Origin of the sequence: Shigella sp. FC1544 (assembly GCF_001722145.1) — a bacterium.
GTDB classification, from domain to species: Bacteria; Pseudomonadota; Gammaproteobacteria; order Enterobacterales; family Enterobacteriaceae; genus Escherichia; species Escherichia coli.
Genome location: NZ_MECT01000150.1, coordinates 1 through 4,734, shown reverse-complemented (window position 1 = coordinate 4,734; position 4,734 = coordinate 1). Strand labels below are relative to the sequence as shown.

Genomic DNA, 4,734 nt, shown 5'->3' with positions numbered 1-4,734 from the left:
CGCACGTCTTCGGTGAACGCACTCTGGCCACACTGGAGCGTCTTCTGAGCCTGCTGTCGGCCTTTGAGGTCGTGGTATGGATGACGGATGGCTGGCCGCAGTATGAATCACGCCTGAAGGGAAAGCTGCACGTTATCAGCAAGCGTTACACTCAGCGCATTGAGCGACATAATCTGAATCTGAGACAACATCTGGCAAGGCTGGGACGGAAGTCACTGTCGTTCTCAAAATCGGTGGAGCTGCATGACAAGGTCATCGGGCATTATCTGAACATAAAACACTATCAGTAAGTTGGAGTCATTACCGAAATTCTGGTTCTTAGGTTCTATTCCGTGGGAGCGTAAAACCGTCACGCCAGCCAGTTTGTGGCATCATCCGGGTTTGGTGTTGATTCTCGCGGAGGGAGTTGAAACGCCTCAGCCTGAACTGACCGAGGCGGTATAACTTAACACAGTCGCCCTCTCGCCAGGTTCAGCCGCGATTCGCTCATCTGCATTGCATTCTGGCTGACGTGACAATGGGTAATCGCGATAGCTAACGCATCGGCGGCATCCGCCTGTGGATTAGCGGGCAGTTTCAGCAAGGTGCGGACCATATGCTGCACCTGACTTTTTTCGGCACTACCAATACCTACCACCGTTTGCTTTACCTGACGTGCCGCATATTCAAATACCGGCAATTCCTGATTCACCGCCGCCACAATCGCCACGCCGCGCGCCTGCCCCAGTTTCAGAGCCGAGTCGGCATTTTTGGCCATAAAGACTTGTTCAATGGCGAAATAATCTGGCTGGAACTGGGTGATGATTTCCGTCACGCCCGCATAGATGAGCTTCAGACGAGACGGTAAATCATCCACCTTGGTGCGTATGCATCCGCTACCCAGGTAGGACAGTTGCCTGCCTACCTGGCGGATGACGCCATAGCCGGTCACGCGCGAACCCGGGTCAATGCCGAGAATAATAGCCATCACGCGTCTCCGTTTTGCTGTTTAGCAGGCCTCATCAGAGAGTCGCTGCAATCTCATCAGAGATTTCACCGTTATGGTAAACTTCCTGCACGTCGTCGCAATCTTCCAGCATATCGATCAGACGCATCAGTTTCGGTGCGGTTTCTGCATCCATATCAGCTTTGGTGGACGGGATCATGGAAACTTCCGCGCTGTCTGCTTTCAGACCTGCCGCTTCCAGAGCGTCGCGCACTTTACCCATTTCTTCCCATGCAGTGTAGACATCAATCGCGCCGTCATCATAGGTCACAACGTCTTCAGCACCTGCTTCCAGAGCTGCTTCCATGATGGTGTCTTCATCGCCTTTCTCGAAGGAGATCACGCCTTTTTTGCTGAACAGATAGGCTACGGAACCATCTGTACCGAGGTTACCGCCACATTTGCTGAATGCATGACGCACTTCAGCAACGGTACGGTTGCGGTTGTCAGACAGACATTCAATCATGATTGCCGTGCCGCCAGGACCGTAACCTTCGTAGATGATGGTTTCCATGTTTGCATCATCATCACCGCCCACACCACGTGCAATTGCGCGGTTCAGTGTGTCACGGGTCATGTTGTTAGACAGTGCTTTATCCACCGCCGCACGCAGACGCGGGTTAGCGTCCGGATCGCCACCGCCCAGCTTAGCCGCGGTTACCAGCTCACGAATGATTTTAGTGAAGATTTTACCGCGCTTAGCATCCTGCGCAGCTTTACGATGTCTGGTGTTGGCCCATTTACTATGACCTGCCATAAAAATATCTCCAGATAGCCCTGCCTGTTCAGGCAGCGTTAATTACAAACTGTTCAATCGCCTGCCGGTTGCTCCAGGACTTAGTGAGCGCCGCCGCAGCAGGCGCATCAAGCCACTTGTAAGCCAGATGTTCAGTGAAAACGATCTGCCGCTCGTGCGGAAGCGCAAGACAGAACCATGATTCCGTATTACGCGTCACGCCCGGCGCATAGCGATGACGTAAATGTGAAAAAATTTCAAACTCTACCGTGCGCTGACAGTCAATTAAGGTCAGTTGTTCAGCGACAACATCAATGGTGACCTCTTCCTTTACTTCGCGCATGGCAGCTTGCGGCGCGGTTTCACCCTCTTCCACGCTGCCGGTTACCGACTGCCAGAAATCGGGATCGTCACGCCGCTGCAACATCAGCACCCGTTTCGTATCTTGTGCATAGATGACCACTAAGATCGAAACGGGACGCTTATACACTTTATCCTTCACGCTGCCTCTTCGTTGACTGCCTTCGCTCATCCCATTCACATAGTTATCTATGCTCATGGGAGTTCACTCAATTGCCGCCTTGATGCAACGCGAATGATTTCGTGTATTTGAATCATATCAGTTATTCTCTGCCTTCTTCACAACCTGAATGCTCAGCTCAGCCAGTGCAGTCGGGTTAGCAAAGCTCGGTGCTTCAGTCATCAGACACGCTGCCGCCGTGGTTTTCGGGAAGGCGATAACGTCACGGATATTGTCGGTGCCAGTCAGCAGCATGGTCAGACGGTCAAGACCGAATGCCAGACCTGCGTGCGGCGGAGTACCGTATTTCAGGGCGTCGAGCAGGAAGCCGAATTTCTCGCGCTGTTCCTCTTCGTTGATACCCAGAATACCAAACACCGTCTGCTGCATATCACCATTATGGATACGTACTGAACCACCGCCCACTTCGTAACCATTGATGACCATATCGTAAGCGTTCGCCACCGCATTTTCCGGTGCAGCTTTCAGTTCTGCAGCAGTCATGTCTTTCGGTGAGGTGAACGGATGGTGCATTGCCGTCAGGCCGCCTTCACCGTCGTCTTCAAACATCGGGAAGTCGATAACCCACAGCGGTGCCCATTTGCTTTCGTCGGTCAGACCAAGGTCTTTACCCACTTTCAGGCGCAGTGCGCCCATCGCGTCGGCAACAATTTTCTTGTTGTCGGCACCGAAGAAAATCATATCGCCATCTTGCGCGGCAGTACGATCCAGGATGGCTTCGATGATTTCTGCATTAAGGAACTTCGCTACCGGGCTGTTGATACCTTCCAGACCTTTCGCGCGTTCGTTAACTTTGATGTAAGCCAGACCTTTCGCGCCGTAGATTTTAACGAAGTTACCGTATTCGTCGATCTGCTTACGGGTCAGCGATGCGCCACCCGGAACACGTAGAGCGGCAACACGGCCTTTCGGATCGTTCGCCGGCCCCGCAAATACTGCAAACTCAACAGATTTCAGCAGATCGGCAACGTCGGTCAGTTCCATCGGGTTACGCAGATCCGGTTTATCAGAACCATAACGGCGTTCTGCTTCCGCAAAGGTCATTACCGGGAAATCGCCCAGATCCACGCCCTTCACTTCCAGCCACAAATGACGCACCAGCGCTTCCATCACTTCACGCACTTGCGGCGCGGTCATGAAAGAAGTTTCCACATCGATCTGAGTAAACTCAGGCTGACGATCAGCGCGCAGGTCTTCGTCACGGAAGCATTTAACGATCTGATAGTAACGGTCAAAACCGGACATCATCAGCAGCTGTTTGAACAACTGTGGGGATTGCGGCAGTGCGTAGAATTTACCTTTGTGCACACGAGAAGGCACCAGGTAGTCACGCGCGCCTTCCGGCGTGGCTTTGGTCAGCATCGGAGTTTCGATGTCGAGGAAGCCGTGGTCATCCATAAAACGGCGCACCAGGCTGGTGATTTTAGCGCGGGTTTTCAGGCGCTGAGCCATTTCCGGACGACGCAGGTCGAGGTAGCGGTATTTCAGACGCGCTTCTTCGGTGTTGACGTGGTTAGAGTCAAGCGGCAGAACATCTGCGCGGTTGATGATAGTCAGCGAGGACGCCAGCACTTCGATTTCGCCGGTCGCCATATCGCGGTTAATATTTTTTTCGTCACGCGCACGTACGGTGCCCGTGACCTGAATGCAGAACTCATTACGCAGTTCAGAGGCCAGCTTTAACGCGTCCGCACGATCCGGATCGAAAAATACCTGCACGATACCTTCGCGGTCGCGCATATCGATGAAGATCAGGCTACCAAGATCACGACGACGGTTGACCCAACCACACAGAGTCACCTGCTGCCCCACGTGGGACAAACGGAGCTGTCCACAATATTCTGTACGCATGAGATATCCCTTAACTTAGCTGCCGGCGGATGCCCCTGCTGCGCAGGTGACCAAGTCGCAGCGTTAGCTGTATGTCACAACTGAATGAAAAAAGGCGGCTATTATACTGGAAATTCTGCCGCACCGTAAGAGCCTGGCCCGCGCTGGAACGCCTCGTTACCACTTTATATCGGGCCTGAAATCAGACTCTACGCCAGTTTGCTATAAAGGTGTTGCCCGAACTCATAAAAATTAACAAAATTTGTCGTTCCGCCATCGGCTAATCGCATTAAGGTGTGAGGCACGATTTTGTTTTTTCAGGAGTCAGCATGCTTGAACTTAATGCTAAAACCACTGCGTTGGTGGTGATCGATTTACAAGAAGGCATCTTACCTTTTGCCGGTGGTCCACATACTGCCGATGAGGTAGTTAATCGCGCCGGGAAGCTGGCGGCGAAATTTCGCGCCAGCGGTCAGCCCGTGTTTCTGGTGCGAGTTGGCTGGTCTGCCGATTACGCCGAAGCATTAAAACAGCCGGTTGATGCCCCCGTTACTTTATTCGTACCCCTTATAATGGGGTGTTAGCCAGCCAGACCCGGCATGATTACTGCCCCCAGTCGTCCATGATCCGGGGGGTGATGTC

5 protein-coding genes and 2 pseudogenes are annotated in these 4,734 nt (G+C 52.9%); 3 read left to right on the top strand and 4 right to left on the bottom strand.

The window, feature by feature from the left end; translation table 11 throughout:
- Window positions 1-290 (top strand): IS1 family transposase (locus tag BGK49_RS09715; protein WP_069375731.1); only part of this gene is annotated, 290 nt, incomplete at its 5' end.
- A gap of 16 nt (window positions 291-306) precedes the next feature.
- A pseudogene (locus BGK49_RS30975) lies at window positions 307-444 on the top strand (YebB family permuted papain-like enzyme); the annotation flags it as partial.
- A 1-nt stretch (window position 445) separates the two neighbouring features.
- Here the strand turns inward: BGK49_RS30975 and ruvC are convergent.
- From ruvC to aspS, 4 genes are all read right to left on the bottom strand, one after another.
- On the bottom strand, window positions 446-967 hold the full coding sequence (gene ruvC, locus BGK49_RS09710; RefSeq protein WP_000974711.1) for a crossover junction endodeoxyribonuclease RuvC: 522 nt from the start codon (window positions 965-967) through the stop codon (window positions 446-448).
- Between the two features lie 34 nt (window positions 968-1,001).
- On the bottom strand, window positions 1,002-1,742 hold the full coding sequence (locus tag BGK49_RS09705; RefSeq protein ID WP_000907247.1) for a YebC/PmpR family DNA-binding transcriptional regulator: 741 nt from the start codon (window positions 1,740-1,742) through the stop codon (window positions 1,002-1,004).
- Between the two features lie 28 nt (window positions 1,743-1,770).
- Window positions 1,771-2,223 (bottom strand): dihydroneopterin triphosphate diphosphatase, encoded by a 453-nt coding sequence (gene nudB / locus BGK49_RS09700; RefSeq protein ID WP_001300367.1) that lies wholly within the window; start codon window positions 2,221-2,223, stop codon window positions 1,771-1,773.
- 117 nt (window positions 2,224-2,340) lie between these two features.
- Window positions 2,341-4,113: an aspartate--tRNA ligase gene (gene aspS / locus BGK49_RS09695; RefSeq protein ID WP_001258662.1), complete on the bottom strand. Its 1,773-nt coding sequence runs from the start codon at window positions 4,111-4,113 to the stop codon at window positions 2,341-2,343.
- A gap of 308 nt (window positions 4,114-4,421) precedes the next feature.
- Here aspS and BGK49_RS09690 point away from each other — a divergent pair.
- Window positions 4,422-4,640 (top strand): annotated as a pseudogene (locus BGK49_RS09690) (isochorismatase family protein); the annotation flags it as partial.
- Window positions 4,641-4,734: the final 94 nt, after the last annotated feature.

What these genes read in the sequence shown, in the direction of transcription:
- ruvC (WP_000974711.1), bottom strand. Translation starts at nt 967, where the DNA reads ATGGCTATTATTCTCGGCATTGACCCGGGTTCGCGCGTGACCGGCTAT.
- BGK49_RS09705 (WP_000907247.1), bottom strand. Translation starts at nt 1,742, where the DNA reads ATGGCAGGTCATAGTAAATGGGCCAACACCAGACATCGTAAAGCTGCG.
- aspS (WP_001258662.1), bottom strand. Translation starts at nt 4,113, where the DNA reads ATGCGTACAGAATATTGTGGACAGCTCCGTTTGTCCCACGTGGGGCAG.